This is a genomic window from Streptomyces sp. WG5, from assembly GCF_049974565.1.
Taxonomy (GTDB): Bacteria; Actinomycetota; Actinomycetes; order Streptomycetales; family Streptomycetaceae; genus Streptomyces.
On the sequence record NZ_JBNGGC010000006.1, the window covers coordinates 156,180 to 182,450 of the forward strand.

Genomic DNA, 26,271 nt, shown 5'->3' on the forward strand with positions numbered 1-26,271 from the left:
ACGAGATCGCCGACCCGGTCGTCCGGGCCATGGCGCGGCCCGCCGGTGCCGACGCCGACACCGTGGCCGTACGGCCGCCGGGGCAGCCCGACCGGGACACGCGAAGGGGCCCGGTCGCACCGACCGGGCCCCTTCGCGCGGGGATGAAGGTCATTCCCCGTTGAACTCCGCCGGGTCGGGGCCCAGCCGCCGGTCCTCGTTCAGCGCGCTGATCGCCGCGAGGTCCTCGGTGTCCAGGGTGAAGCCGAACACGTCGATGTTCTCCTTGATCCGGGACGGCGTCACGGACTTCGGGATCACCACGTTGCCGGTCTGGAGGTGCCAGCGCAGCACGACCTGGGCCGGGGTGCGGCCGTGCTTCTGGGCGATCGCCACGATCGCCGGGATCTCCAGGATGCCCTTGCCCTGGCCGAGTGGGGACCAGGCCTCGGTGGCGATGCCCTGCTCCGCGTGGTATTCGCGGGCGGCGTGCTGCTGGAGGTGCGGGTGCAGCTCGATCTGGTTGACGGCCGGGATGACCGACGTCTCGCCGATCAGCCGTTCCAGGTGCTCCGGCAGGAAGTTGGAGACGCCGATCGCCCGGACGCGGCCGTCGGCGTGCAGCTTCTCGAACGCCTTGTACGTGTCGACGTACCGCTCCTTGGCGGGCATGGGCCAGTGGATCAGGTACAGGTCCACGTACTCCAGGCCCAGCTTCGCCATCGACGTGTCGAAGGCGCGGAGGGTGGAGTCGTACCCCTGGTCCGTGTTCCAGAGCTTGGTGGTGACGAAGAGGTCCTCACGGGCCACGCCGGAGGCGGCGAGCGCCTTGCCGGTGCCCTCTTCATTGCCGTAGATCGCCGCTGTGTCGATGCTGCGGTACCCGGCCTCCAGCGCCTGGGCGACGGCCGTCTCGGCCTCGTCGTCCGGCACCTGCCAGACGCCGAAGCCCAGCTGGGGCATCTCGACGCCGTTGTTCAGGATGATCGGGGGGACCTTGCTGCTCACGAGCTCTTGATCCTTCGGTTGTGGTCAGGTGGTACTCACATCGTCAACGATCACGGCGCCCGCCGCATTCCTGACCGGCGAATTCATGCCGAGTACAGTGCTTCGACCTCGCTGCGGTAGGCCTTCTCGATGGCCTTGCGCTTCAGTTTCAGCGAGGGGGTCAGCAGCCCGTGCTCCTCGGTGAACGGCTGCGCGAGGATGCGGAACGTGCGGATGGACTCGGCCTGTGACACCAGCGTGTTGGCCGCGACGACCGCGCGCCGCACCTCCGTCTCCAGGTCGGCGTCGTGCACCAGCTCGGCCGCAGGGAGCCGGGGCTTGTTGCGCATCGTCAGCCAGTGGTCGACGGCCTCCTGGTCGAGGGTGATGAGGGCGGCGACGTAGGGCCGGTCGTTGCCGACGACGATGCACTGGCTGACCAGCGGGTGGTCCCGGACGCGCTCCTCCAGCAGCCCCGGGGAGAGGCTCTTGCCGCCGGAGGTCACCAGGATCTCCTTCTTGCGGCCGGTGATGGTGAGGTAGCCGTCCTCGTCCAGCGCGCCGAGGTCTCCGGTGGCCAGCCAGCCGTCCCGCAGGGCCTCGCCGGTGGCCTCCGGGTTGTTGAGGTAGCCCTGGAAGACGTTGTCGCCGTTCAGCCAGATCTCGCCGTCGTCGGCGATGCGCACGGTGACGCCGGGCACGGGCACCCCGACGGTGCCGAAGCGGGTCCGTTCGGGCGGGTTGGCGGTGGCCGCCGCCGTGGACTCGGTCAGGCCGTACCCCTCGTAGATCTGCACGCCCGCGCCCGCGAAGAACAGGCCGAGCCGCCGGTCCATCGCCGAGCCGCCCGACATGGCGTTGCGGATGCGTCCGCCCATCGCCGCCCGCACCTTGGTGTAGACGAGTGTGTCGAAGAGCCGGTGCTGCACGCGCAGCCCCGCCGACGGGCCGGGGCCGGCGCCCCAGGCCTTCGCCTCCACCGCCTCCGCGTACCTCACCGCCACGTCGACGGCCTTCTCGAAAGGACCGGCCCTGCCTTCCTTCTCGGCCTTGCGCCGGGCCGCGTCGAACACCTTCTCGAAGATGTACGGCACGGCCAGGACGAACGTCGGCCGGAAGGCGGCCAGATCGGGCAGCAGCGCGGCGGCGTTCAGCTGCGGCTGGTGGCCGAAGCGGACCCGGCCGCGGATCGCCGCGACCTCCACCATGCGGCCGAAGACGTGGGCGAGCGGCAGGAACAGCAGGGTCGCCGCCTCGTCGCCCTTCCGGGAGTGGAACACCGGCTCCCAGCGCTCGACGACGGTGTCCGCCTCGTACATGAAGTTGCCGTGCGAGATGACGCAGCCCTTGGGGCGGCCGGTGGTGCCCGAGGTGTAGATGACGGTGGCGGGCGTATCGGGTGTGACCGCCTTCCGGTGCCGGTGCACCACCTCGTCGTCCAGGTGGGCGCCCGCGTCGTACAGCTCCTGGACGGCGCCGGAGTCGAGCTGCCACAGGCCGCGCAGGTGCGGCAGCCGGTCGATGACGGTGGCGATCGTCATCGCGTGGTCCTCGTGCTCGACGACCGCCGCGGTCACCTCGGCGTCGTGCAGCATCCACAGGCACTGCTCGGCCGACGAGGTCGGGTAGACGGGCACCACCTGGGCGCCGATCGTCCACAGGGCGAAGTCGAGGAGGGTCCACTCGTAGCGGGTGCGGGACATGACGGCGACCCGGTCGCCGAAGCGGATGCCCTGGGCGAGCAGTCCCTTGGCGAGGGCCAGCACCTCGTCGCGGAACGCGCCGGCGGTCACGTCCCGCCACCGCCCGGCGTCGTCCTTGCGGCCGAGCGCGATGTGGCCCGGGTCCTCCTGGGCATGCCGGAAGACCACGTCGGCCAGACCGCCCACCGGTGGTGGCAACGTCGACGGAGGACTGGTGAACTCGCGCAAACCCCGCTCCCCGCTTCTGGTGGCCCCCCGCACAGCGCGGTGAAAGCTACCCCACGCGGGGCCGGGGCGGGAGGGTCGCAAAAATCGAACAGCGCTCATGTTCGCGCTGGTCAGCGAGAGGAAATGCGCTCACATGGGGAAGGGTCGGGCACGTTCCCGGCCGTGGGGCGCGTTTCGGCTCCGCAATCTCCACCGAATCTGTACGACTCGCTTACCGGCGGTACGCGGCCGGGGCCGCCCTCTCCTCCTTCAGCGCGGGCGCCGCGGATTCCGTCACACCCGCACCCCGGCCCGTCTATCCGAGGCCCGTGCGCCGAGGCCGCTGCAACCGGTCGCCGCCCGCCAGGATCGCCGACGCGAGGGCGTCCGCCGCGCCCTGCGCCGAGGGGCGCTGCCGGCCGTGCACCAGCACGAAGTCGACCCGGCCGAGCTCCGGCAGCCCGGCCCGGTCCGGCACCCGTACCAGGCCGGGCGGGATCAGTCCGCGTGAGTGCGCCATCACGCCGAGGCCCGCGCGGGCCGCCGCGATCAGCCCGTTGAGGCTGCCGCTGGTGCACGCGACGCGCCACTCGCGGCCCTGGCGCTGCAGGGCGTCGAGAGCGAGCGCGCGGGTGATGCCCGGCGGCGGATAGACGATGAGCGGTACCGGGCGGTCCGCCTCGAGGCGCAGCCGCTCCGCGCCGATCCACACCAGCCGGTCGCGCCGGACCGGCTCGCCCCGCGGGTCCTCGGGCCGCCGCTTGGCCAGCACCAGGTCGAGCTTCCCGGCGGCCAGCTGCTCGTGCAGGGTCCCCGACAGCTCCACCGTCAGCTCCAGGTCGACCTCGGGGTGGTCGTGCCGGAAACCCTCCAGGATCTCCGGCAGCCGGGTCAGCACGAAGTCCTCGGAGGCCCCGAACCGCAGCCTTCCGCGCAGCCGGGTGCCCGTGAAGAAGGCCGTCGCCTGCTCGTGCACCTCCAGGATCCGGCGCGCGAACCCGAGCATCGCCTCGCCGTCCTCCGTCAGCTCCACGGAGTGCGTGTCGCGGGTGAAGAGCTGCCGGCCGGTGGCGGCCTCCAGCCGCCGCACGTGCTGGCTCACGGTCGACTGGCGCAGCCCGAGCCGCCGGGCGGCCTGCGTGAAGCTCAGTGTCTGGGCCACCGACAGGAACGTACGCAGGTGAGAGGGGTCGTACACCCTCCCCACGCTATCGCGGAACGTGATGACAGTCAGAGCGGTATACCGGATTCCCGATCGCTGAGCGAGGGAGCAGGATGATGGAGCCGGGGCCCGTGAGCCCCCGCGAACGCGATGAACGAGTACGACGAGCAAGTGGAGAACCGTGAAACGCCTGCGACGGCCGCGTCGGCTGCCGATCGACCCGTACATCCTGCTGCTGCTCGGGACGGTGGGCCTCGCGGCGCTGCTGCCGGCCCGCGGCACGGGCGCGGACATCGCCTCCGGTGCCTCCACCGCCGCGATCGCGTTCCTCTTCTTCCTCTACGGCGCCAGGCTCTCCACCCGTGAGGCGATGGACGGCGTGCGCCACTGGCGGCTCCACGTCACCGTGCTGGCCTGCACCTTCGTCGTCTTCCCGCTGCTCGGCCTCGCGTCCCGCGGCCTCGTCCCGGTCCTCCTGACCGACCCCCTCCACCAGGGACTGCTCTTCCTCACCCTGGTCCCGTCGACCATCCAGTCCTCGATCGCCTTCACGTCCATCGCGCGCGGCAACGTGCCCGCCGCGATCTGCGCCGGGTCCTTCTCCTCCTTGGTGGGCATCGTCGTGACGCCGCTGCTGGCGGCAGCCCTGCTCGGCGGCGCGGGCGGGTTCTCGGCCGACTCGGTGGTCGAGATCGTGCTGCAGCTGCTGGTGCCGTTCGTCGCCGGGCAGGCGCTGCGCCGCTGGATCGGTGGCTTCGTCGCCCGGCACAGGAAGGCCCTCGGGCTCGTCGACCGCGGCTCGATCCTCCTCGTCGTCTACACGGCGTTCAGCGAGGGCATGGTCCGGGGCGTCTGGCACCAGGTCAGCCCGGTCCGGCTGGCCGGGCTGCTGGCGGTCGAGGCCGTGCTGCTGGCCGTGATGCTGCTGCTCACCTGGTACGGGGCGAAGACGCTGCGCTTCGGCCGCGAGGACCGGATCGCGATCCAGTTCGCCGGGTCGAAGAAGTCGCTCGCCGCCGGACTGCCGATGGCGAGCGTCCTGTTCGGTGCCCAGGCCTCGCTGGCCGTGCTGCCGCTGATGCTCTTCCACCAGATGCAGCTGATGGTGTGCGCGGTCCTCGCCAAGCGCCGGTCACGCGATCCGGAGGTGGTCGCCTCCGAGGACTCCGAGGACTCCGAGGACTCGGGGGAGTCGGAGGAGACAGAGGAGACAGAGGGGGCGGAGGAGTCGGAGGGGTCCGCCGCCCCGGCGCGCACCACGGTCGGCACCGGGAGGCGCTGAGCGGGCGGCGGCATCCTCAGCCGCCCGACCGCACTCCGTCCATGGGCAGGTACAGGACGGTGTCGCCGATGGCCGACCGCGGGTTCCCGGCTGCGATCTCCTCGTCGGTCAGCGCCCGGTTCCAGACGTGCACCTCGTCGATCGCGCCGGTCAGACGGGCCCGGCTGTCCACGCGCTCCCCGATGTGCACACCGAAGGGCGAGTTCCGGCTGACCGAGCCGGGCACGTCCGCCGCGCCGGCCGCCGTACCGTCCACGAACAGCGTGAGCCGCCCCCCGCCGCGGCGCAGCGCCAGATGATGCCACTGGCCGTCGTTGTGGGCGCGGTCGGTGCGCACCCACGCCGAACGGGGGGCCGCCCCACCGTCGCGCGTGGTGATCAGCCCCTGGATCCGGCCGTTGCCGGGCTCGGCGCGCAGCCACACCTGGGGCTGGGTGGTGCCGACCCCGCCCATCCACAGCAGCGGCTGCTCCCCGCCGTCCGCCGTGTACCGGAACCACAGCGACGCCGTGAAGTCCCCGGCCCCGAGCGGAAGCCGCTCGTCGTACGGCAGTCGTACGGCGTCGTCGGTGCCGTCGAAGGAGAGCGCGCCGCCCACCGCGCCGTCCGTCGTCCCGGCGCCGCCGAGCACGGCCGCGGGCGCGGCACCCGCGGCGAGGTCCGGGGTGGTGGGGTCGGCGCCCCGGCGCGGCTGGAGCCAGTCCTCGGTGAAGCGGGCGAAGCGGATCTCGTCGCGGGCGTCCACCGCCCCGGCCTCGTACAGCAGCCCCACCGCCGCGTCGTCGACGGCCACCATGTCGGAGTAGCCGGACCAGTCCCGGGTGACGACCGTGCCGCGGTCCACGCTGTCCCAGGTCGCGCCGCCGTCGTAGGAGGAGCGGATGGCCATCGTCCGGCGCCGGTCGGGATCGGCGGGCGCGGACAGCAGCATCCGGTCGCCGCGGCGGAGCACGGCCCCCTGCACCTGCGGCGTGTACAGGTCCGGGAGGGTCCGGAAGGGGCCTGCGAAGCTGTCGCCGCCGTCGCGGCTGACGGCCTGGGTGCGGTGGCCGAGGTCGGTGCCGTGCTCCTCCCGGCCGCTGACCAGGAGCGTGCCGTCGGCGCGTTCGGTGAGGGTGACCTCGGACGGCTTCTGCCGGAAGGTGCCGTCGGCGGCGACGGGCCAGGTGTCGGTGGCCCCGACCCTCCAGTGCTCGCCGCCGTCGTCGCTGACCACCAGCGCCGCGTGGTTGGCGGTGACCCTCTCGCCGTCCCACGTCTCGGCGTTGACGCCGGCCACGAGCCGCCCGGCGTGGCTGCCGCCGGTGAGCTGGACGCCGTGCACGGGGCCGGTGGCGTACCAGGAGTTCCAGCCGGGCGGCTGGATGTCGGCACTCAGGTCGCGGGGCGCGGACCAGGTGCGGCCGTCGTCGTCGCTGTACTGGAGGTGCGGGGTGCGGGCACAGGGCACCGCGCAGCCTGCGGCGTCCGTACGGCCGGCGTTGTACGTCTCGAGCAGCAGGATGCGGCCGGTGGTGCGGTCCACGACCGGGGCCGGGTTGCCGTGGGTGTCGCCGCCGCCGTCGTTGACGACCTGGAGCGGGCCCCAGGTGCGCCCGCCGTCGGTGGAGCGTTTGACGACGATGTCGATGTCACCGGCGTCTCCGCAGTTCAGGACGCGTCCCTCGGCGAAGGCCAGCAGGGTGTCGTCCGTCGTCCGCACGATCGCCGGAATGCGGAAGCAGGCGTAGCCGCCGGGGTCCTGGTCCGCTCGGAAGAGGACCCGCTGCTCGAACTCGGGCGCCCGGGTCCTGGGTTCGGCGTGGGCGGGGAGCGAGGAGGCGGCCAGGGCGAACAGTGAGGCGAGGGCGAGCAGGGGGGAGCGCGGACAGGTGCGGGAGGGTGACGGCATGGAACGGTCTGCCCTTCGGGCGGCTGGTCGGGAGCCGATCATCAGGACATCACTACATCAGGACATGCCGTGCCTGGTACGTCCCCTACAGTTTGCGCGCGTGTCGCCCGACCGAGCCGAGGAGGACACGCGGGAACCCGGGACTGCGGGGCCTGGGAGCGAGGGGCCCTGGGGTGCAGGAGCCCCGCCGCCGTGTCCGTGGAGGGCCAGGTCAGCCCTGGGCGGCCGCGGCCCCCAGGGCGACGCGGTCCTCGCCCGCGTACACGTTCATGGAGCCGCCCCGCAGGAAGCCCACCAGCGTCAGCCCCGTCTCGGCGGCCAGGTCCACCGCGAGCGAGGACGGCGCCGACACCGCGGCCAGCACCGGGATGCCCGCCATCACGGCCTTCTGCGCCAGCTCGAAGGAGGCCCGCCCCGACACCAGCAGGACCGACCGGGACAACGGCAGGTCCCCGTTCTGCAGGGCGCGGCCGACCAGTTTGTCGACCGCGTTGTGCCGGCCCACGTCCTCCCGTACGTCCACCAGCTCACCGTCCTCGCGGAACAGGGCCGCCGCGTGCAGGCCGCCGGTCCGGTCGAAGACCCGCTGGGCGGCGCGCAGCCGGTCGGGCAGGCCCGCCAGCAGTTCGGGGGTGACGCGGACCGGGGGAGTGTCGGCGATGGGCCAGCGGGCCGTCGTACGCACCGCGTCCAGGCTGGCCTTGCCGCACAGCCCGCAGGACGAGGTCGTGTAGACGTTCCGCTCCAGAGTGATGTCGGGGATCGGCACGCCCGGGGTCGTCCGCACGTCGACGACGTTGTACGTGTTGGCCCCGTCGGCCGTCGCGCCCGCGCAGTAGACGATGTTCTGCAGGTCACCCTGCTCGGCGAGCACGCCCTCGCTGACCAGGAAACCGGCGGCGAGCGCGAAGTCGTCACCCGGCGTGCGCATCGTGATCGCGAGGGGCTTGCCGTTCAGCCGGATCTCCAGCGGTTCCTCGGCGACGAGGGTGTCCGGGCGGGTGGAGACCGCGCCGTCCCGTATCCGGATCACCTTGCGTCGTTCCGTGACTCGTCCCATGCGCGTGTCCCGATTCCCGTGTGGCGTGTGCCGTTCTCCGTGTGCCGGTCAGTCCCGGTTCTGTGCGTGCCGGCAGCTGAAGCCGTCCTTGACGCACGGGGCGAACCGGGTCACCGGGCTGTCGTGCGGCGAGGTGACCTTCACGGTCTCATTGTCCTGCACGCGGGAGGGTGCGGTCGCAGCCCGCTCCGCGGTACGCGCACGCCGTGGTCGTCTTGCTCCGCCACTCCCCGTCCCAGGTGCCGGCCGCGCGCGTGCCGAACCGCGGCGGCTCCCGTGCGGTCGCCCCGGCAAGGCTTTGTGCACGCTCGGTGGTTGTCTGCTCAACCATCTTCTCAATCGCGTCCCCGCTGCCTACGGTTGGGGACCCATGAGTAGTCCCCCCGTCGCGCCCCCGGGCTGGAGCCGCTGGCTCGTTCCCCCCGCCGCCCTCTCGGTCCACCTCTCCATCGGCCAGGCCTACGCCTGGTCCGTGTTCAAACCGCCCCTGGAGTCCGCGCTCGGCCTCAGCGGCACACAGAGCGCGCTGCCCTTCCAGCTCGGCATCGTCATGCTCGGGCTGTCGGCCGCGTTCGGCGGCACCCTCGTCGAACGCCACGGGCCGCGCTGGGCGATGACCGTCGCCCTGGTCTGCTTCTCGTCCGGCTTCCTGCTCTCCGCGCTCGGCGCGGCGGCGGAGCAGTACTGGCTGATCGTCCTCGGCTACGGCTTCGTCGGCGGGATCGGGCTCGGCATCGGCTACATCTCACCCGTCTCCACACTGATCAAGTGGTTCCCGGACCGCCCCGGCATGGCCACCGGCATCGCCATCATGGGCTTCGGCGGCGGCGCTCTCATCGCCTCGCCCTGGTCGGCGCAGATGCTGAAGTCCTTCGGCACCGACAACTCCGGGATCGCCCTCGCCTTCCTGGTGCACGGACTCGCGTACGCCGTCTTCATGCTGCTGGGCGTGCTGCTGGTGCGGGTGCCGCGCCCGAAGGAGCGCGCGGACGGCGGCCCGGTCGCCCTCGAAGGCGTCCAGGTCTCGGCGCGCAGCGCGATGCGCACCCCGCAGTTCTGGCTGCTGTGGGTCGTGCTCTGCATGAACGTCACCGCCGGCATCGGCATCCTGGAGAAGGCCGCGCCGATGATCACCGACTTCTTCGCCGACACCTCCACGCCGGTGTCGGTGACCGCCGCCGCGGGATTCGTGGCCCTGCTGTCGGCGGCCAACATGGCGGGCCGGATCGGCTGGTCCACGACCTCCGACCTGATCGGACGCAAGAACATCTACCGCCTCTACCTCGGCGTGGGCGCGCTGATGTACACCCTGATCGCCCTGTTCGGCGACTCCTCCAAGCCGCTGTTCGTCCTGTGCGCCCTCGTCGTCCTCTCCTTCTACGGCGGCGGCTTCGCCACGGCCCCCGCCTACCTCAAGGACCTCTTCGGCACCTACCAGGTCGGTGCGATCCACGGGCGGCTGCTCACCGCCTGGTCGACGGCCGGCGTCCTCGGGCCGCTGATCGTGAACTGGGTCGCCGACCGGCAGGAGGAGGCCGGGCGGCACGGCGCGTCCCTGTACGGGACGTCGTTCGTCATCATGATCGGGCTGCTGGTCGTCGGTTTCGTCGCCAACGAACTCGTCCGTCCGGTCCACGCCCGCCACCACGTACCCGCCGCCCCGGCACCGAAGGAGGCCACCGATGTCCGACGACAGCAGCCAGAGTCCGCCTGACCTTCCCGGCCGGCGGCCGCTGATCACCTTCACCTGGCTCTGGGTGGGCGCACCGCTCGCCTACGGGCTGTACGAACTCGTCCGGAAGGCCACCCAGCTGTTCACCGGGTGAGCGCGGCCGTTCACCGGGTGAGCGTGGGGCGGGGCGGGAAGGACGCGAGCAAGGGCAGGGGAGGGGACGCGGGCACGGGCACCGGGGATGCTGACCGAAGCCGACAAGGCGGGCGCCCGTTTCCTGTCGTATCACCTGCCGTCGTACCCGCCGGTCACTCATCACACTGGTGGATCCCGTACCCGAGGCAGCGAGGTCTCCACCCATGCACGGCTCCCGCATCACCGCCGTCGGTCATTACCAGCCCGCCAAGGTCCTTACCAACGAGGATCTGGCGGGCATGGTCGACACCAGCGACGAGTGGATCAGGAGCCGGGTGGGCATTCACTCCCGCCGTATCGCCGGCCCCGACGAGCCGGTCGACGAGCTGGCCGGCCACGCCGCGGCGAAGGCGCTCGCGGCGGCCGGACTGACCCCCGCCGACGTGGACCTGGTCGTGGTCGCCACCTCCACCGCGATCGACCGCTCCCCGAACACCGCCGCCCGCGTCGCGGCCCGCCTCGGCATGCCGGAACCCGCCGTCCTGGACGTCAACGTCGTGTGCGCGGGGTTCCCGCACGCCCTGGCCACCGTCGACCACGCCGTGCGGGCCGGCTCGGCGAGCCGCGCACTGGTCATCGGCGCGGACAAGATGTCCGAGGTCGCCGACTGGACCGACCGCACCACCTGCGTGCTCGTCGGCGACGGGGCGGGAGCCGCCGTCGTGGAGGCCTGCGCGCCGGGTGAGGAGGCGGGGATCGGCCCCGTGCTGTGGGGGTCGGTGCCCGAGATGGGGAACGCGGTCCGCATCGAGGGCACGCCGCCCCGCTTCGCGCAGGAGGGGCAGAGCGTCTACCGCTGGGCGACCACGCGGCTGCCCGCCATCGCACGCCGGGCCTGCGAGCGGTCGGGACTGGAACCGGCCGATCTGGCCGCGGTCGTGCTGCACCAGGCGAACCTGCGCATCATCGAACCCCTCGCCGCGAAGATCGGCGCCGTCAACGCCGTCGTCGCCCGCGATGTCGTCGAGTCCGGCAACACCTCGGCCGCGAGCATCCCCCTCGCGCTCTCCAAGCTGGTGGAGCGGGGCGAGATCACCACCGGCGACCCGGTGCTGCTCTTCGGCTTCGGCGGAAACCTCTCCTACGCCGGACAGGTCGTCCGCTGCCCCTGAGCCGCCGCACCGCGCACCAGAGGAATCCGGAGGTCAGAGGCGCTCGGAGGCGTTCCGCAGGCCGCCCGGCCCGTTGGCCGGGCGGCCTCGTCGCGTTCCCTGCCCCTGAGGACCCCGCGCCCCTTTGTCCACTCAGTGGAGAAAGTTCGCAGCAATTCGTGCGTGACTTCTTCCCACGCGCGGCGCCCACTGCTACGTTCCCTCCGAAAGCAAGCCACGGACGTGGCCGGAAACCGGCACACTCAAGGCCGATAGAGGCGGGGAGGGGCTCGTGAGACGCATGACGGCACGACCCGCCAACGCCCACCAAGCGCGACTGCTCCAGCTGTTGCGTGACGGAGGGCCCAACTCCCGCGCCCAGCTCGGTGACCAGGTCGACCTCTCGCGGTCGAAGCTCGCCGTGGAGGTGGACCGGCTGCTGGAGACGGAGCTGGTCGTGGCCGACGGACTCGCCGCCTCGCGCGGCGGGCGCCGCAGCCACAACATCCGCCTCAACCCCGAGCTGCGCTTCCTCGGCGTCGACATCGGCGCGACCTCGGTCGACGTCGCCGTCACCAACGCCGAGCTGGAGATCCTCGGGCACATCAACCAGCCCATGGACGTACGCGAGGGCCCCGTCACGGTCTTCGAGCAAGTGCTGTCCATGTCCGCCAAGTTGCGGGCCTCGGGGCTCGCGGACGGCTTCGACGGCGCCGGTATCGGCGTCCCGGGACCGGTCCGCTTCCCCGAGGGTGTGCCGGTGGCTCCGCCGATCATGCCGGGCTGGGACGGCTTCCCCGTGCGGGAGGCGCTCAGCCAGGAACTCGGCTGCCCGGTCATGGTCGACAACGACGTGAACCTGATGGCGCTGGGGGAGCAGCACGCGGGCGTCGCCCGCACCGTGCACGACTTCCTCGTCGTCAAGATCGGTACCGGCATCGGCTGCGGCATCGTCGTCGGCGGCGACGTCTACCGGGGGACGACCGGCAGCGCGGGCGACATCGGGCACATCCAGGCCGTGCCCGACGGACGCCCGTGCGCCTGCGGCAACCGGGGCTGTCTGGAGGCCCACTTCAGCGGCGCGGCACTGGCCCGCGACGCCACGGAGGCCGCCCAGCAGGGCCTGTCGGCCGAGCTCGCGGGCCGTCTGGAGGCGAACGGGGGCCTCAGCGCCGCCGACGTCGCCGCCGCGGCCGCCGCGGGGGACGCCACCGCACTCGATCTGATCCGGGAGGGCGGCCGGAGCACCGGCCAGGTCATCGCAGGCCTGGTCAGCTTCTTCAACCCGGGCCTGGTGGTGATCGGCGGCGGGGTGACCGGCCTCGGCCACAACCTGCTCGCCGCGATCCGCACCCAGGTCTACCGCCAGTCGCTGCCGCTGGCGACCGGCAACCTGCCCATCGTACTGGGGGAGCTGGGCCCCACCGCCGGCGTCATCGGCGCGGCCCGGCTGATCAGCGACCACCTGTTCTCACCCGCGTAGGCACCACTCGGTTCCCGAGCTCCATCAGCACAGCGCACCGCCCTGTTCTGCCCTGCTTGCTCCGTCCCGCCCTGCCCAGTCAAGCCCTGCCCTGCCCTGCTCCGCTCTGCCCTGACACCGGCCCGCACGCCCGCCGAGGGGACCTCACATGGCACCAGAACCACCGCTGCTCAGCATGTCCGGCATCACCAAGTCGTTCCCCGGAGTCCGGGCCCTGGACGGCGTCGACCTCGACGTCCAGGCCGGCGAGGTGCACTGCCTGCTCGGCCAGAACGGCGCCGGGAAGTCCACCCTCATCAAGGTGCTGGCCGGTGCCCACCAGCCCGACACCGGCACCATCCGCTGGCGCGGAGAGGACGTCACCCTGCGCTCGCCCATCGCGGCCATGCGCCTCGGCATCGCCACCATCTACCAGGAACTCGACCTGGTGGAACACCTGTCGGTCGCCGAGAACGTCCACCTCGGTCACGAGCCGACCACCGCCGGCTTCGTCGTACGGGGCAGGGCGGCCAAGGCGTCGACGGCCGAGCTCCTCAAGCGCCTCGGCCACCCGGAGGTCGACCCCGGGCGGCTGGTCGGCGAGCTCTCCGCGGCGCAGCAGCAGATCGTCTCCATGGCGCGGGCGCTCTCGCACGACGTACGGCTGATCGTGATGGACGAGCCGTCCGCCGCGCTCGACCCGGACGAGGTCGACAACCTCTTCCGCATCGTCGCCGACCTCACCGCCGACGGCGTCGCCGTCGTCTACATCTCGCACCGCCTGGAGGAGATCCGCCGCATCGGCGACCGGGTCACCGTCCTCAAGGACGGCCGGGCCGTCGCCGGCGGGCTGCCCGCCGAGTCGACGCCGACCAGTGACGTGGTGGCGCTGATGACCGGGCGCAACGTCGAGTACGTCTTCCCGGACCGGCCCACCGCACCGCCCTCCGCCGAGCCGGTGCTGAGCGTGCGGGGACTGTCCCGGGAGGGTGAGTTCGCCCCCCTCGACCTGGAGATCCGCCCCGGGGAGATCGTCGGCCTCGCCGGTCTCGTCGGCTCCGGCCGCTCCGAGATCCTGGAGACGGTCTACGGGGCGCGCAAGGCGAGTACGGGCCAGGTACTCGTCGACGGCCGTCCGCTGCGTCCCGGCAGCGTGCGCGCCGCGGTGCGCGCCGGTCTCGGGCTCGCGCCCGAGGAACGCAAGGCGCAGGCCCTGCTGATGCTGGAGTCCGTCACCCGCAACGTGTCGGTCTCCACCATGTCCCGCTTCTCGCGCGGCGGCTGGATCGACCGGGGCGCCGAACTGGACGCGGCCCGCGCGGCGACCCGGGAACTGTCCCTGCGGCCCGACAACCCCTCCGTGCCCGTACGCACCCTGTCCGGAGGCAACCAGCAGAAGGCGGTCCTCGCCCGCTGGCTGCTGCGCGGCTGCAAGGTCCTGCTGCTCGACGAACCCACCCGCGGCGTCGACGTCGGCGCCCGCGCCGAGCTCTACGCGGTCATCCGCCGCCTCGCCGACGACGGCCTCGCCGTCCTGCTGGTCTCCAGCGAGGTGCCCGAGGTACTGGGCCTCGCCGACCGCGTGCTGGTACTGCGCGAGGGCCGTGTCGTGCACGAGGCCCCGGCCCGCGACCTCGACGAACACCGCGTACTCGACCTCGTGATGGAAGGAAGCCCGGCGTCATGACGCAGCACGTGTCCCCGCCGCGGGACGGCACCGGCAAGACGGCACCGGTGGACGGTCCGCCCGCCTGGCGGGTCCAGTTGGGCCGCGCCGACGTCCGCACCCTCACCCTGCTCGGCGTGCTCGCCGTACTGGTCCTCATCGGCGGCATCACCCAGCCCGACTCGTTCCTCGACACCCGCAACCTCCAGCTGGTGCTCACCCAGGCGTCCGTGATCGGCGTCGTCACCGTCGGCATGACCTTCGTCATCGTCTCCGGCGGCATCGACCTGTCGGTCGGCGCCATCGTCGCCCTGGCCTCGGTGTGGGCGACCACGGTCGCCACCCAGGAGTACGGGTTCGCCGGCATCCTCTTCACGGCGGTCGTGGTCGGCGTGGGCTGCGGTCTGGTCAACGGGGTGCTCATCGCGTTCGGCCAGATGGTGCCGTTCATCGCCACCCTGGCCATGCTGGCCTCGGCGCGCGGCCTCGCGGAGCAGATCACCGACGGCCGGACCCAGGTCGTCACGGTCCCCAGCGTCCTGGACCTCGGCGAGCGCGACGCCTACATCCTCGGCATCCCGCCCCTGGTGCTGGTGTTCGCGGCCGTCACCGTGATCGGCTGGCTGGTGCTCAACCGGACCACCTTCGGCCGCCGCACGGTCGCCGTCGGCGGCAACGCGGAGGCCGCCCGGCTCGCGGGCATCGACGTCCGCCGCCAGCGGCTCTACCTCTACCTCCTGTCCGGGCTGTGCTGCGGCATCGCCGCCTTCCTGCTGATCGTCCTGGCCGGCTCCGGCCAGAACACCAACGGCAACCTCTACGAACTCGACGCCATCGCCGCCGCGATCATCGGCGGAACGCTCCTGACCGGCGGGCGCGGCCACATCCTCGGCTCCGTGCTCGGCGTCCTGATCTTCACCACGATCACCAACATCTTCGCCCTGAACAACCTGCAGAGCGACGTCCAGCAGATCGCGAAGGGCGCGATCATCGTCGCCGCCGTGCTGGTCCAGCGCCGTACCGCAAGCACGCACTGAGGAAAGGGTTCACCGCCATGACAGAGCTCACGAGTCGCAGAGGACTGCTCTTCGGAGCCGCCGCCGTGTCCGCCGGTGCCGTCCTCACCGGGTGTACGAGCAACGACCCCGACGGCGGCGGCGACAAGGCCTCCGCGGACACGCAGCCGGCCGCCGACGACAAGCCGGGCAAGGCCGTCACCATCGGCTACGCCGGCCCGCAGGCCGACCACGGCTGGCTCAACGCCGTCAACGACAACGCGAAGCAGCGCGCGGAGAAGTACTCGGACGTCACCCTCGAGGTCACCGAGGGCTCCAACGACACCGCCCAGCAGATCGGCCAGATCGAGACCCTCATCAACAAGAAGGTCGACGTCCTGGTGGTGCTGCCCGCCGACGGCAAGGCGCTCACCCAGGTCGGGCTGCAGGCCATGCGCGCCGGCATCCCGGTCGTGAACCTCGACCGCATCTTCAACAGCCCCCAGGCCTACCGCTGCTGGGTCGGCGGCGACAACTACGGCATGGGCCTCAACGCCGCCCACTACATCGGCGAGAAGCTCAAGGACACGCCGGACGCCAAGGTCATCGAGCTGGCCGGCCTGGACAACCTGGAGCTGACCCAGCAGCGCACCCAGGGCTTCGACGACGGCCTGAAGAACTACCCGAACATCAAGAAGGTGGCCCGCCAGGCCGCCGACTTCACGGTCGAGTCCGGCCAGGCCAAGATGGCCCAGCTGCTCCAGGCCCAGTCGGACTTCCACGCCATGTGGAACCACGACGACGACCAGGGCGTGGGCGCGCTCCGCGCCATCGAGCAGGCCGGCCGCGACGACTTCCTGATGGTCGGCGGCGCGGGCGCGCTCTCCGCCTTCCAGGCCATCAAGGCGGACAGCGGCGTACTGAAGGCGACCGTGCTCTACCCGCCGACCATGGCCGCCTCCGCGATCGACCTGGCCCGCGCCCTCGGCCAGGGCAAGGGAATCAGCGGCCTCGCCGAGTTCGAGATCCCCTCGACCGTCACCTGCTACTCGGCCGTCGTCGACAAGGAAAACGTGGACCAGTACATGTCCACCGGCTTCAAGTGAGGGCGCCCGCCCGGGAGCGGCCTGACCAGCCGGCCGGGGCGGGGCCCACCCCCCACCGCGCCACCACGACGAGGAGGACATCCGCATGGGACAGCCGCAGCAGCCCGAGGGGGCCGGGGCGGAGCCATCAGCCACCGGGACCGACAGCGGGACCGCGACCAGGGCGACGGGGGCGTCGGCGACCAGACCGCCGCTGCGTGTCGGCATGGTCGGCTACGCCTTCATGGGTGCCGCACACTCCCAGGGCTGGCGCACCGCGGGCCGGGTCTTCGACCTGCCGCTGAACCCGGTACTGGCCGCGATCTGCGGCCGGGACGCCGACGCCGTCCGCACGGCGGCCGACCGGCACGGCTGGGCGAGCACCGAGACCGACTGGCGGTCCCTGGTGGAACGGGACGACATCGACCTCGTCGACATCTGCACGCCGGGCGACAGCCACGCCGAGATCGCGCTGGCCGCGCTCGCCGCCGGCAAGCACGTCCTGTGCGAGAAGCCGCTGGCCAACACGGTCGCGGAGGCGGAGGAGATGACCCGGGCCGCCGACGAGGCGCACGCCCGGGGCCAGTTGGCGATGGTCGGGTTCAACTACCGCCGGGTGCCGGCCACCGCGCTGGCCCGGCGGATGGTGGCCGAGGGCCGCATCGGCAGGCTGCGGCACGTGCGGGTGACGTACCTCCAGGACTGGCTGGTGGACCCCGAGGCGCCGCTGACCTGGCGGCTGCGCAAGGAGCTGGCCGGTTCGGGAGCCCTCGGCGACCTGGGCGCCCACATCGTCGACCTCGCGCAGTACCTGACCGGTGAGAGCATCGCGGGCGTCTCCGCCCTCACCGAGACCTTCGTACGGGAACGCCCGCTGCCCGAAGGCGCCTCCCGCGGCCTGTCGGCCGGCTCCGCGGACGGTGAGACGGGCCGGGTCACCGTGGACGACGCCGCCGTCTTCACCGGCCGCCTCACCTCCGGAGCCCTGGTCTCCTTCGAGGCCACCCGGTACGCCACCGGCCGCAAGAACGCCCTGCGCATCGAACTCAACGGCGAGCGCGGTTCGCTCGCCTTCGACCTGGAGCGGCTCAACGAACTGTCGTACCACGACGGTACGGAGCCGGGGGAGCACGCCGGCTTCCGCCGCATCCTCGTCACCGAGCCCGAGCACCCCTACCTCGACGCCTGGTGGCCGCCGGGCCACGGACTCGGCTACGAGCACACCTTCGTCCACCAGGTGCGCGACCTCGTCCACGCCGTGGCCGACGGCCGCCGGCCCGAACCCTCCTTCGCCGACGGGCTGCGGGTGCAGCGCGTGCTCGCGGCCGTGGAGGAGAGCGCCGAGAAGAACTCCGTCTACACCCCGATCGCCCCCTGAGGAGGCTGGCAGCGACATGCCGCGCAACTTCACTCTCTTCACCGGCCAGTGGGCGGACCTCCCCCTGGAGGAGGTCTGCCGCCTGGCCCGCGACTTCGGCTACGACGGCCTGGAACTCGCCTGCTGGGGCGACCACTTCGAGGTCGACAAGGCCCTCGCGGACCCGTCCTACGTGGAATCGCGCCACCAGCTGCTCGACAAGTACGGCCTCACGTGCTGGGCCGTCTCCAACCACCTGGTCGGCCAGGCCGTCTGCGACGCCATCATCGACGAACGCCACCAGGCCATCCTGCCCGCACGCATCTGGGGCGACGGCGACGCGGAGGGCGTCCGGCAGCGGGCCGCCGCCGAGATGAAGGACACCGCGCGGGCCGCCGCCCGGCTCGGCGTCGACACCGTCATCGGTTTCACCGGGTCGGCCATCTGGCACCTGGTCGCCATGTTCCCGCCCGCCCCCGAGTCGATGATCGAGCGGGGCTACCAGGACTTCGCCGACCGCTGGAACCCGATCCTCGACGTCTTCGACGCCGAGGGCGTGCGGTTCGCGCACGAGGTCCATCCCAGTGAGATCGCCTACGACTACTGGACCACCCAGCGCGCCCTGGAGGCCGTCGGCCACCGGCCCGCCTTCGGTCTCAACTTCGACCCCTCGCACTTCGTGTGGCAGGACCTCGACCCCGTCGGCTTCCTGTGGGACTTCCGGGACCGGATCTACCACGTCGACTGCAAGGAGGCCCGCACGCGCCTCGACGGCCGCAACGGGCGGCTCGGCTCCCACCTGCCCTGGGGCGACCCGCGCCGGGGCTGGGACTTCGTGTCGGCCGGCCACGGCGACGTGCCCTGGGAGGACGTCTTCCGGATGCTGCGCTCCATCGACTACCGGGGCCCGGTCTCCGTCGAGTGGGAGGACGCCGGCATGGACCGCCTCCAGGGCGCCCCAGAAGCCCTCACCCGCCTCAAGGCGTTCGACTTCGAGCCGCCCAGCGCCTCCTTCGACGCCGCGTTCAACAGCTGAGGAGCGCACCCGCGACGGCACGTCGGGACGGGGGCCGGAAGTCCGCCGGTCCCCGGTTCGACCTGCCCGAATCCTGCTTTGTCCTGCATTGGGAAAAAGTTCAACCGGTTCTGATCCAAGGGGTGTTCGCCCCGGAAGAACGCGGTTACCGTCCCTGATGTGTTCAGGACATCCCTACCTCCGGGGTGACGGCGCACCCCGGCGTCCCGCACCGCACGTTCTCGCACCCACCCGTACGGCCCACCCCGTTCCCGGAGGGATTTCGTGCACAGAAGCAGACTCAGCAGCACCAGAACCACGAGGCGTCCCAGGCTTCGCACCACCCTCGCCCTGTTCACCGGCCTGATGCTGGCGGTGGGCACCCCGGCGACCGTCGCAGGCGCAGCCCCGGCAGAGGCCGAACCGGCAGCCGCCGAAGGGCAGTTCCAGCAGGTGCCGCTCGCCAAGGGCGAGCCCGAGATGGGCGAGCCGATGTCGCTCGCCGTGCTCCCCGACCGCAGCGTCCTGCACACCGCCCGCGACGGCACGCTGCGCCTGACCGACCAGGGCGGCGTCACCAAGGTCGCCGGCAAGCTCGACGTCTACAGCCACGACGAGGAGGGCCTGCAGGGCGTCGGCATCGACCCGGACTTCGAGAACAACCGGGCGATCTACCTCTACTACGCCCCGCCGCTCGACACCCCCGCGGGCGACGCCCCGGAGACCGGCACCGCGGAGGACTTCAAGAAGTTCGACGGCGTCAACCGCCTCTCCCGCTTCGTCCTCAACCCCAACGGCACGCTGGACATGGCCAGCGAGAAGAAGGTCCTGGACGTCGCGGCGTCCCGCGGCACCTGCTGCCACGTCGGCGGCGACATCGACTTCGACGCCGAGGGCAACCTCTACCTGTCCACCGGCGACGACAGCAATCCGTTCGCCTCCGACGGCTACACGCCGATCGACGACCGCCCGGACCGCAACCCGGCCTTCGACGCCCGCCGCAGCTCCGGCAACACCAACGACCTGCGCGGCAAGATCCTGCGCATCAAGGTCGCCGAGGACGGCTCGTACACCGTCCCGGAGGGCAACCTCTTCCCGCCGGGCACCGACAAGACCCGTCCCGAGATCTACGCGATGGGCTTCCGCAACCCCTTCCGGATGAGCGTCGACGACAAGACCGGCACCGTGTACGTCGGCGACTACGGCCCCGACGCCGGCGCCGCCGACCCGAACAGGGGCCCGGCGGGCCAGGTCGAGTTCGCGAAGGTCACCAAGCCCGCCAACTTCGGCTGGCCGTTCTGCACCGGTGACAACGACGCGTACGTCGACTACGACTTCGCCACCAAGACCTCCGGTGAGAAGTTCGACTGCGCCGCCCCGAAGAACACCTCGCCGCACAACACGGGCCTGGTCGACCTGCCGCCCGCGCAGCCCGCCTGGATCCCGTACGACGACGGCAGCGTGCCCGAGTTCGGCACCGGATCCGAGTCCCCGATGGCCGGACCGGTCTACCGCTACGACCCCGAGCTCGACTCCTCCGTGAAGTTCCCCGAGGAGTTCGACGGCGACTTCTTCGCGGGTGAGTTCGGCCGCCGCTGGATCAAGCGGATCGAGCAGAACGCCGACGGCACGGTCGCGCAGATCAACGACTTCCCGTGGACCGGCACCCAGATCATGGACATGGACTTCGGCCCCGACGGCGCGCTCTACGTCCTCGACTACGGCGTCTCCTGGTTCCAGGGCGACGAGAACTCCGCCCTGTACCGGATCGAGAACGCCGAGGACGGCTTCTCCCCGATCGCCGAGGTGAGCGCCAGCAAGACCTCCGGTGCGGCCGGCCTGAAGGTCAAGTTCACCGCCACCGCCAAGGACGCCGACTCCTCGGATCTCACCTACAGCTGGGACTTCGGCGACGGCACCAAGGGCGAGGGGCTCACGCCCACCCACAAGTACAAGAAGATCGGTACCTACACCGCGACCTTCACCGCCAAGGACGCCGAGGGCAACACCGGCAACGCCAGCGTCCGGATCGTGGTCGGCAACACCGAGCCCAAGGTGAAGATCGAGGTACCGGGCAACGGCAGCCTGGCCGCCATGGGCGAGCCCGTGCCCTTCAAGGTGACCGTCACCGACCCCGACGAGACCGTCGACTGCTCCAGGGTCAAGGTCGCCTACAGCCTCGGCCACGACTCCCACGCCCACGAGCTGACCAGCGAGATGGGCTGTGAGGGAACCCTCAACCCGCCACCGGGCGACGGCGGTCACGACCCCAACGCCAACATCTACGGCGTCGTCGGCGCCAGCTACACGGACGGCGGGTCGAACGGCCAGGAGGCCCTGACCGGTACCGCGCGCACCGTGATCCAGCCGCTGCACCGCCAGGCCGAGCACTTCACCACCCAGCAGGGCGTCTCGGTCATCGACAAGACCGGCGCCAACGGTGGCAAGACCGTCGGTGACATCCACGACGGCGACTGGATCTCCTTCAGCCCCTACAAGTTCGACGGGCAGAAGAAGCTGACCGTGCGGGCCTCCTCCGGCGGCTCCGGCGGCTTCGTCGAGCTGCGCACCGGCTCGCCCACGGGCAAGCTGCACGGCTCCGCGTACATCCCGCCGACCGGCGGCTGGGAGAAGTTCCAGGACGTCGACGTGCCGCTGCGGTCGCTGCCCAAGCGGACCTCGGAGATCTACCTGGTCTTCCGGGGCGGCGACGGCGCGCTGTACGACGTGGACGACTTCGAGTTCTCCAAGGAGCCCTTCAAGAAGGGCAAGAAGGTCCTGGTCTTCTCCAAGACGGCCGGCTTCCGCCACGACTCCATCCCGGAGGGCATCGCCGCCCTGAAGGAGCTCGGCACCCCGGCCGGCATCTCCGTCACCGCGACCGAGGAGGCCGGACAGTTCACCACGGCCAACCTCGCCAAGTACGACGCGGTCGCCTTCCTGTCCACCACCGGTGACGTCCTGAACACCGACCAGCAGAAGGCGTTCGAGAACTACGTCAAGAACGGCGGCGGCTACATGGGCATCCACGCCGCCGCGGACACCGAGTACGACTGGGAGTTCTACGGCGGCCTCGTCGGCGCCTACTTCGACTCGCACCCGGCCATCCAGAAGGCCACCGTGCGCGTCCACGACCACGACCACCCGTCCACCGCGCACCTCGGCGACACCTGGGAGCGCACCGACGAGTGGTACAACTACCGCACCAACCCGCGGGATCAGGCCAAGGTCCTCGCCACCCTCGACGAGACCACCTACGACGGCGGCACCATGAAGGGCGACCACCCGATCGCCTGGTGCCAGAGCTACGGCGGCGGCCGCTCCTTCTACACCGGCGGCGGCCACACCAAGGAGTCCTACGCCGACGAGGCCTTCCGCGCCCACCTGCTCGGCGGCATGCAGTACGCCACCGGCCAGGTCAAGGCGGACTGCAAGCCGGACAAGGGCTACCGGAGCATCTTCAACGGCCAGACACTGGACGGCTGGAAGCAGGCCGGCCCCGGCACGTTCGACGTCAAGGACGGCGCACTGGAGTCCAAGGGCGGCATGGGCCTGCTCTGGTACCAGGCCAAGGAGCTGAAGTCGTACTCCCTCAAGCTCGACTGGAAGATGCAGGGCGACGACAACTCCGGGATCTTCGTGGGCTTCCCGGCCTCCGAGGACCCCTGGTCCGCGGTGAACAAGGGCTACGAGATCCAGATCGACGCCACCGACGCGCCCGACCGCACCACGGGATCCGTCTACTCGTTCAAGTCGGCGAACATCAAGGCCCGTGACCAGGTCCTGCGTCCGCCGGGCCAGTGGAACTCCTACGAGATCAAGGTCCGCGGTGAACGCCTCCAGGTGTTCCTCAACGGAGTCAAGATCAACGACTTCACCAACAAGGACCCCGAGCGGAGCCTGACCGACGGTCACATCGGCCTCCAGAACCACGGCGCCGACGACCAGGTCTCCTTCCGCAACATCCAGCTGAAGGAACTGCCCTCCTAGGGCGACCAGAACGGCGGCGGGCGGAGGACGCCGGACCTCCGCCCGCCGTCCCGCCGGGCCCCGCACCCGGCACCCCGCTCGTCCCCCTTCCGGCGCTCGCACCCGGTTCGCGTACGACAAGGAGGCTGCCCATGTCCGCCGAACCGTCCCTGTCCGCCCCTTCCTCGGCTCCGCGCCTCGGCGTCTGGTTCATCGGGGCACGCGGATCCGTGGCCACGACCGCGATCGCGGGCTGCGCCGCCGTCGCCGCCGGGCTCCACCCGCCGACCGGCATGGTCACCGAGACCCCTCCCTTCACCTCGTGCGGACTGCCGGCGCTGTCGTCCCTCGTCTTCGGCGGCCACGACACCGTCGACTGCCCGCTGCCCAAACGCGCCGAACACCTCGCCGCCGGCGGTGTCCTGCCGCACGGCCTGCCGTCCGCCGTGCACGCCGAACTCGTCGCCGCCGACCGGGAGATCAGGCCGGGCGGACCCCAGGCCGGCGGTCCCCAGTCCGGTGGTTCCCTGTCCGGTGGTCCTCTGTCCGGTGACGGCGGACCGAACCGCACCCAGGACGAGTGGATCGACGTGTTCGCGGACGACATCCGCGACTTCGTACGCCGCCAGGGTCTTTCGGGCGCCGTCGTGGTGAACGTCGCCTCCACCGAACCCGCCCCCGCCGACGGCACGCTGCCGCCCAGCTCCCTCTACGCGGCGGCCGCCCTGCGCGCCGGCTGCCCCTACGTCAACTTCACCCCCTCCACGGGCCTGCACCACCCGGCGCTGGCGCCGCTCGCCGAGTCGTCCGGCCTGCCGTACGCCGGCCGCGACGGAAAGACCGGGCAGACCCTGCTGCGCTCCGTACTCGGCCCGATGTTCCTGCAGCGCGCCCTCGCCGTGCGCGCCTGGTCCGGCACGAACCTCCTGGGCGGCGGCGACGGTGCCGCCCTCGCCGATCCCGCGGCCGCCGCTGCCAAGAACGCCGGCAAGGAACGCGTCCTCGCCGACACCCTCGGTGCCGCGCCCCAGGGCGAGGTCCACATCGACGACGTGCCCGCCCTCGGTGACTGGAAGACCGCCTGGGACCACATCGCCTTCGACGGCTTCCTCGGCTCCCGCATGATCCTGCAGACCATCTGGCAGGGCTGCGACTCGGCGCTCGCCGCCCCCCTCGTCCTCGACCTGGTCCGCCTGGTCGGCCGCGCCCGGGAGAGGGGCCTGTCCGGCCCGCTGGGTGAACTGGGCTTCTACTTCAAGGACCCGGTGGGCGACGGTCCGCCGGGCCTGGCGGAACAGTACGCCGAGCTGACCCGGTTCGCGGCGGGCCTGCGGGGCACGGACCCCGGGGACCGGGCGGACGCCGGCGCCCGCGGTGCCGGGGAGCAGCGGTGAGCCGCGCGGCGGATCCGGTGCCCGACGCCCATCCGGCCGAGACCGCCGAGACAGCCGAGACCGCCGAGACAGCCGGGACCGCTGAGACGCCTGGGACTGCCGGGACCGCTCAGATGACTGGGCCTGCCGGAACTGCTGATACTTCTGGGACGGTTGAGGCGGCTGAGACGGCGGCCACGGCGGCGTCCGGCGGAGGCGAGGACCCGGACCGGGGCGGCCCGGGCGCGGACGGTCACCGCCCGGCCGCCCGCGTCGGAGCCTGGGCCGAACTTCTGCGCCTGCCCGCGCTGTTCACCGTCCCCGGCGACGTACTCGCCGGAGCCGCGACCACCGGTGTCCGGGCCGGTCCCCGCACGCTGCTCGCCATCGGCTCCTCCCTGTGCCTGTACGAAGCGGGCATGGCCCTCAACGACTGGGCGGACCGTGCGGAGGACGCCGCCGAACGCCCGCACCGGCCCATCCCGTCCGGTCGCGTCCACCCCGCCGCCGCCCTCGCCGCGGCCTGCGGGCTGACCGCGACCGGCCTGGTCCTCGCTGCCCGCGCCGGCAGGCCCGCCGCGGCCGTGGCCGTCCCCTTGGCGGCGACCGTATGGGCGTACGACCTCGCCCTGAAGCACACGCCCGCCGGACCGGCGGCCATGGCCGCCGCCCGCGGCCTCGACCTGCTGCTGGGCGCCGCGGCGACCGGCGGTGACGTCCGCGTCGCCGTGCCCTCCGCCGCGTTGCTCGGCACCCACACCCTCGCGGTCACCGCGGTCTCCCGCGAGGAGACCCGGGGCGGCTCCTCCCTGGCACCACTGGCCGCCCTCGCCACGACCGGCCTCCTGGCCCGGCTGATGGCCCACCGCTCCACCCGACTCCCGGCAGACCGACGGGAAGCAGCCTCCCCCGGCCTGCCGGGCCCGACCGACCGCCGCGGGGACGTGTCCGGCCTGTCCGCAGGCCGGGCCACCGCGGCGCTCGCCGCCGGCTACGCCGCCACGGCCGCCCGCCCCTACTTCCACGCCGCTCTCAACCCCTCACCCCAGCTCACCCAACGCGCCGTCGGCGGCGGTATCCGCGCCACGATCCCCCTCCAGGCCGCACTCACCGCCCGCGCCGGCCGACCGGTCACCGCGCTGCTGATCGCGGCACTCGCCCCGCTGGGCCGGAAGTTCGCGAGGAAGGTGAGCATCACGTGACCGGCGAGACCACCGCCTCCGTCCACGGCCTCCTCCGTTTCGGCTACGGCACCAACGGCCTGGCCGACCTCCGTCTCGACGACGCCCTCGCCCTCCTCGCCGACCTCGGCTACGACGGCGTCGGCCTGACCCTCGACCACATGCACCTCGACCCGCTCGCCCCCGATCTGGCCGCCCGGACCCGCGAGGTGGCGCACCGGCTGGACGCGCTCGGTCTGGGCGTCACGGTGGAGACGGGCGCCCGCTATGTGCTCGACCCGCGCCGCAAACACGGCCCCTCCCTCCTCGACCCGGACCCGGACGACCGCGCCCGCCGCGCCGACCTCCTCCTGCGCGCCGTCCGCGTCGCCGCCGACCTGGGCGCCCACGCCGTGCACTGCTTCAGCGGCATCACCCCGGCCGGCACGGACGAGGACACGGCGTGGAAGCGGCTGGCCGAGTCCCTCGCCCCGGTCCTGGACACCGCCGCCTCCGCGGGCGTCCCCTTGGCCGTCGAACCCGAACCGGGCCACCTCCTCGCCACCCTCGCCGACTTCCACCGGCTGCGCCGTGCCCTCGGCGACCCCGAGAACCTCGGCCTCACCCTCGACATCGGCCACTGTCAGTGCCTCGAACCGCTCCCTCCCGCCGACTGCGTGCGCGCCGCCGCTCCCTGGCTGCGCCACGTACAGGTCGAGGACATGCGCCGCGGCGTCCACGAACACCTCCCCTTCGGTGACGGTGAGATCGACTTCCCGCCCGTCCTCGCGGCCCTCGCCGCCACCGGCTACCAGGGCCTGACCGTCGTCGAACTGCCCCGCCACTCCCACGCGGGCCCCCACTTCGCCGAACGCTCCCTCCCGTTCCTCCGCCGGGCAGCGGCGGCGTCCCCCCGCACCAGCCGCTCGGGCGAGCCCTCCGCCACCCACTGAAGGGAGC

General features: G+C 72.0%; 19 protein-coding genes and 1 pseudogene. 14 read left to right on the plus strand and 6 right to left on the minus strand.

Going from position 1 to position 26,271, the window contains the following annotated elements; all coding sequences use genetic code 11:
* Positions 1-150: 150 nt before the first annotated feature.
* From ACP4IX_RS08440 to ACP4IX_RS08450, 3 genes are all read right to left on the minus strand, one after another.
* Positions 151-987: an aldo/keto reductase gene (locus ACP4IX_RS08440; protein WP_426517630.1), complete on the minus strand. Its 837-nt coding sequence runs from the start codon at positions 985-987 to the stop codon at positions 151-153.
* Between the two features lie 83 nt (positions 988-1,070).
* Positions 1,071-2,897 carry an AMP-dependent synthetase/ligase gene (locus ACP4IX_RS08445; RefSeq protein ID WP_426555139.1) on the minus strand — a complete coding sequence of 609 codons (1,827 nt, stop codon included), beginning with the start codon at positions 2,895-2,897 and terminating at the stop codon, positions 1,071-1,073.
* A gap of 295 nt (positions 2,898-3,192) precedes the next feature.
* On the minus strand, positions 3,193-4,074 hold the full coding sequence (locus ACP4IX_RS08450) for a LysR substrate-binding domain-containing protein (RefSeq protein WP_426555140.1): 882 nt from the start codon (positions 4,072-4,074) through the stop codon (positions 3,193-3,195).
* Between the two features lie 145 nt (positions 4,075-4,219).
* Here ACP4IX_RS08450 and ACP4IX_RS08455 point away from each other — a divergent pair, with 145 nt between their 5' ends.
* Complete coding sequence (locus ACP4IX_RS08455) at positions 4,220-5,320, plus strand: bile acid:sodium symporter family protein (protein WP_426555141.1); 1,101 nt, start codon at positions 4,220-4,222, stop codon at positions 5,318-5,320.
* Between the two features lie 16 nt (positions 5,321-5,336).
* Here ACP4IX_RS08455 and ACP4IX_RS08460 read toward each other — a convergent pair whose 3' ends face one another.
* The 3 genes and pseudogenes from ACP4IX_RS08460 to ACP4IX_RS08470 form a co-directional block, all read right to left on the minus strand.
* Complete coding sequence (locus tag ACP4IX_RS08460) at positions 5,337-7,211, minus strand: exo-alpha-sialidase (RefSeq protein WP_426555142.1); 1,875 nt, start codon at positions 7,209-7,211, stop codon at positions 5,337-5,339.
* 211 nt (positions 7,212-7,422) lie between these two features.
* Entirely contained in the window at positions 7,423-8,271 is an 849-nt protein-coding gene (fdhD, locus tag ACP4IX_RS08465; RefSeq protein WP_426517620.1) for a formate dehydrogenase accessory sulfurtransferase FdhD, read from the minus strand.
* Positions 8,272-8,319: 48 nt separating this feature from the next.
* Positions 8,320-8,533: pseudogene (locus ACP4IX_RS08470) on the minus strand (2Fe-2S iron-sulfur cluster-binding protein); the annotation flags it as partial.
* A 108-nt stretch (positions 8,534-8,641) separates the two neighbouring features.
* Here ACP4IX_RS08470 and ACP4IX_RS08475 point away from each other — a divergent pair.
* From ACP4IX_RS08475 to ACP4IX_RS08535, 13 genes are all read left to right on the plus strand, one after another.
* Positions 8,642-9,985: an OFA family MFS transporter gene (locus ACP4IX_RS08475; protein ID WP_426555143.1), complete on the plus strand. Its 1,344-nt coding sequence runs from the start codon at positions 8,642-8,644 to the stop codon at positions 9,983-9,985.
* Positions 9,954-10,097: an MFS transporter small subunit gene (locus tag ACP4IX_RS08480; RefSeq protein WP_398131410.1), complete on the plus strand. Its 144-nt coding sequence runs from the start codon at positions 9,954-9,956 to the stop codon at positions 10,095-10,097. The genes ACP4IX_RS08475 and ACP4IX_RS08480 overlap by 32 nt, the downstream gene beginning before the upstream one ends.
* Before the next feature lie 205 nt (positions 10,098-10,302).
* Positions 10,303-11,250: a beta-ketoacyl-ACP synthase III gene (locus ACP4IX_RS08485; RefSeq protein WP_426517615.1), complete on the plus strand. Its 948-nt coding sequence runs from the start codon at positions 10,303-10,305 to the stop codon at positions 11,248-11,250.
* 280 nt (positions 11,251-11,530) lie between these two features.
* The gene (locus tag ACP4IX_RS08490; protein ID WP_426517613.1) at positions 11,531-12,712 is read left to right on the plus strand and encodes an ROK family protein; all 1,182 of its coding nucleotides are present in this window, start codon (positions 11,531-11,533) and stop codon (positions 12,710-12,712) included.
* A gap of 148 nt (positions 12,713-12,860) precedes the next feature.
* Complete coding sequence (locus ACP4IX_RS08495) at positions 12,861-14,378, plus strand: sugar ABC transporter ATP-binding protein (RefSeq protein ID WP_426517611.1); 1,518 nt, start codon at positions 12,861-12,863, stop codon at positions 14,376-14,378.
* Positions 14,375-15,394 (plus strand): ABC transporter permease, encoded by a 1,020-nt coding sequence (locus ACP4IX_RS08500; protein ID WP_426517609.1) that lies wholly within the window; start codon positions 14,375-14,377, stop codon positions 15,392-15,394. Before ACP4IX_RS08495 ends, ACP4IX_RS08500 begins: the two co-directional genes overlap by 4 nt.
* A 17-nt stretch (positions 15,395-15,411) precedes the next feature.
* The gene (locus ACP4IX_RS08505) at positions 15,412-16,458 is read left to right on the plus strand and encodes a substrate-binding domain-containing protein (protein ID WP_426517607.1); all 1,047 of its coding nucleotides are present in this window, start codon (positions 15,412-15,414) and stop codon (positions 16,456-16,458) included.
* 85 nt (positions 16,459-16,543) lie between these two features.
* Positions 16,544-17,815 (plus strand): Gfo/Idh/MocA family protein, encoded by a 1,272-nt coding sequence (locus ACP4IX_RS08510; protein WP_426517605.1) that lies wholly within the window; start codon positions 16,544-16,546, stop codon positions 17,813-17,815.
* A gap of 16 nt (positions 17,816-17,831) precedes the next feature.
* On the plus strand, positions 17,832-18,830 hold the full coding sequence (locus ACP4IX_RS08515) for a sugar phosphate isomerase/epimerase family protein (RefSeq protein WP_426517603.1): 999 nt from the start codon (positions 17,832-17,834) through the stop codon (positions 18,828-18,830).
* 264 nt (positions 18,831-19,094) lie between these two features.
* Positions 19,095-22,799, plus strand: a complete 3,705-nt coding sequence (locus ACP4IX_RS08520; protein ID WP_426517601.1) for a ThuA domain-containing protein — start codon at positions 19,095-19,097, stop codon at positions 22,797-22,799.
* Between the two features lie 131 nt (positions 22,800-22,930).
* Positions 22,931-24,172, plus strand: a complete 1,242-nt coding sequence (locus ACP4IX_RS08525; protein WP_426517599.1) for an inositol-3-phosphate synthase — start codon at positions 22,931-22,933, stop codon at positions 24,170-24,172.
* 113 nt (positions 24,173-24,285) lie between these two features.
* Positions 24,286-25,353 (plus strand): SCO3242 family prenyltransferase, encoded by a 1,068-nt coding sequence (locus ACP4IX_RS08530; protein ID WP_426555144.1) that lies wholly within the window; start codon positions 24,286-24,288, stop codon positions 25,351-25,353.
* The gene (locus ACP4IX_RS08535; RefSeq protein ID WP_426555145.1) at positions 25,350-26,264 is read left to right on the plus strand and encodes a sugar phosphate isomerase/epimerase family protein; all 915 of its coding nucleotides are present in this window, start codon (positions 25,350-25,352) and stop codon (positions 26,262-26,264) included. The genes ACP4IX_RS08530 and ACP4IX_RS08535 overlap by 4 nt, the downstream gene beginning before the upstream one ends.
* The last annotated feature ends 7 nt before the right edge of the window (positions 26,265-26,271 follow it).